The sequence below is a fragment of the Cellulomonas sp. genome (assembly GCF_035634735.1).
Taxonomy (GTDB): domain Bacteria; phylum Actinomycetota; class Actinomycetes; order Actinomycetales; family Cellulomonadaceae; genus Cellulomonas.
In genome coordinates this window covers 1-2,505 of the sequence record NZ_DASQCJ010000056.1, presented here as the reverse complement: position 1 = coordinate 2,505, position 2,505 = coordinate 1, and the positions used below count along the sequence as shown (strand labels likewise).

The window sequence follows — 2,505 nt, the reverse complement described above, 5'->3', positions numbered from 1 at the left end:
GCTGGGCGGGGCGGCCCTGCTGGTGTCGTCGCTGGTGCGGCTCGTGGCGCTCGGCGACGTCGGGGCGCTCGGGTTCGGGCTGGGCGGGGCGGCGCTCGGCGCGCTGATCGGCTCGGGCCTCCTGGCGACCCGCATGGACGGTCCGCCGATCTAGCCGCGCGTGTCAGACGTCAGGTCGAACATGTGTTCTATGCCTGCCGTCGCCGATCCCCCGCCCGTCGCCGGGATCCTGCACGCCGACCTCGACGCGTTCTACGCCGCCGTGGAGCAGCGCGACGACCGCCGGCTGCGCGGGCGCCCGGTGGCCGTCGGGGGCGGGGTGGTGCTCGCGGCGTCCTACGAGGCCAAGCGCCGCGGCGTCCGGACCGCGATGAGCGCGCGGCAGGCCCGGTCGCTGTGCCCCGGGCTGGTCGTCGTGCGGCCCCGCTTCGAGGCGTACGCGGCGGCCAGCCGGGACGTGTTCGCGATCTTCCGGGACACCACTCCCGCGGTGCAGGGCGTGTCGATCGACGAGGCGTTCCTCGACGTGCGCGGCCTGCACCGGATCGACGCGGCGCCCGTCCGGCTCGGCGCGCGGCTCCGGGACCGGGTGCGAGACGAGGTCGGGCTGCCCATCACGGTCGGCGTGGCCCGGACGCCGTTCCTCGCCAAGGTCGCCAGCCGGGTCGCCAAGCCCGACGGCCTGCTGCTCGTCGAGCCCGACGCCGAGGACGCGTTCCTGCACCCGCTGCCGCTGGAGGTGCTGTGGGGCGTGGGCGCGGTGACGGCGGAGAGGCTGCACGCGTTCGGGCTCGCGACCGCCGGGGACGTCGCGGCGCTCCCCCGGTCCGTGCTGGAGCACGCGCTCGGCCCCGCCATGGGCCGGCACCTGCACGCGGTGGTGCACGGCCGCACCCCGGACCGGGTCGAGACCGGCCGGCGCCGCGGGTCCGTCGGCGCGCAGCGCGCGCTCGGCCGCGGCCCGCACGAGCCGGCGCAGGTGCGCGCCGCGCTGCTGGGGCTGGTCGACCGGGTGTGCCGCCGGATGCGCGGCGGGCACCGGCTGGCCCGGACCGTGGTCCTGCGGCTGCGGTTCGCCGACTACACGAAGGCGACCCGCTCCCGGTTGTTCGCGTTCGCCACCGCGTCCGGGGCGCAGATCGGGGCCGCGGCGACGGCCCTGCTGGACGAGGCGGCGCCCCTGCTGCGCGAGCGCGGGATCACGCTGGTCGGCGTCGCGCTCACCGGCCTGGAGCCCGACGACCACTGGCAGCCGGAGCTGGACCTCGCCGGGTCGTCCGCCGACGGGCTGGACGCCGCGGTCGACGCCGTCGCGGACCGGTTCGGGTCGGGGGCGCTCGTGCGCGGGGCGCTGCTGAGGCGCGGCACCGGGCTCGAGGTGCCGACCCTGCCCGACGGGCCGGAGGACGACCCCTGAGCGGCGGCGCCGCTCCCCGGTGTCGGTCCCCGGCCCCTGCGCGTACCGTCGAGGGGAAGCGGTGCCCGGGGCGGAGCGAACCGCTCGGGCGTGCCGCACCAGACCCGACGGGGGCGGCGGCCATGACCCAGACCACCGGACCGGAGCACGCGCTGGCGCTCGGCACCCGCACGCGCGCCGGCGCCTACCGGCTCGACCTCGCGACGCAGCACTGGTGGTGGTCCGACGAGGTCTACGCCATCCACGGGTTCGCCCCGCACGAGGTGGTGCCGACGACCGAGCTGCTGCTCGCGCACAAGCACCCGGAGGACCGGGACCGGACGGTGGCGGCCCTGGACGAGGCGAGCCGGACCGGGGCGGCGTTCGCGTGCGTGCACCGCATCGTCGACGCCCGGGGGCGCGAGCGCGTCGTCTCCGTCGTCGGCGAGGGCCGGGGCAGCAGCGCGTACGGCGGGCCCGCGGAGCTGGTGGGCTACTTCGTCGACGTGACGGACGTGGTCGCCGACCGCGCCCAGGCGGCCGCGACGGTGTCGATCGCGGCGGCCGCGCAGAGCCGGTCGGTCATCGACCAGGCCGTCGGCGTCGTGGCGTTCGTCGAGGAGGTCGACGCCGGCGCCGCCTTCCTGGTGCTGCGGGCCGCCTCCAACGACGCCAACGTGCCGATCCGGGTGCTCGCCCGGGCGATCGTCGGCGCCCTGCCCACCCTCCGGCACGACCCGGGCCGGGTCCGGCACTTCCTCGACGGTCTGCTGGCGCCGGGGCACCGCCCGACCACGGCCGACGCCTGAGCCCGCTTGCGCCCGGCGGGCACCCGCAGCCCGGGCCGGCTGCGCCCCGCGCCGCTACGGTCGGCTGCACGGGCGCGCCGCCGCGGCGGGTCCCCCGGGCGAGGAGGGCCATGCCGCCGGCAGCCGCACCGACGACCGCACGCCGCGCCGTCGCGCTCGTCCGCGCTGCGCACGCCCCGCCGGCGTTCGCGGTCACGCTGTTCGCCGGCGCCTACGCGGCGGGCGCGGCCGGCGCCGGCCCCGGGCGCGCGCTGCTGGTCGCCGCCGCCGTGCTGGCGGGCCAGCTGTCGGTCGGCTGGT

At 78.7% G+C, this 2,505-nt stretch carries 2 protein-coding genes and 1 pseudogene; all 3 read left to right on the top strand.

Features of this window, described 5'->3' with window-relative positions:
• Positions 1–190: 190 nt before the first annotated feature.
• Complete coding sequence (dinB, locus tag VER05_RS05360) at positions 191–1,417, top strand: DNA polymerase IV (RefSeq protein ID WP_324844357.1); 1,227 nt, start codon at positions 191–193, stop codon at positions 1,415–1,417.
• Between the two features lie 122 nt (positions 1,418–1,539).
• On the top strand, positions 1,540–2,205 hold the full coding sequence (locus tag VER05_RS05355; protein ID WP_324844356.1) for a PAS and ANTAR domain-containing protein: 666 nt from the start codon (positions 1,540–1,542) through the stop codon (positions 2,203–2,205).
• Between the two features lie 110 nt (positions 2,206–2,315).
• Positions 2,316–2,505, top strand: a pseudogene (locus VER05_RS05350) (ubiquinone biosynthesis protein UbiA); the annotation flags it as partial.

Excerpts from the sequence above, each read along its gene's own strand:
- dinB (WP_324844357.1), top strand. The coding sequence starts at position 191 with ATGCCTGCCGTCGCCGATCCCCCGCCCGTCGCCGGGATCCTGCACGCC.
- VER05_RS05355 (WP_324844356.1), top strand. The coding sequence starts at position 1,540 with ATGACCCAGACCACCGGACCGGAGCACGCGCTGGCGCTCGGCACCCGC.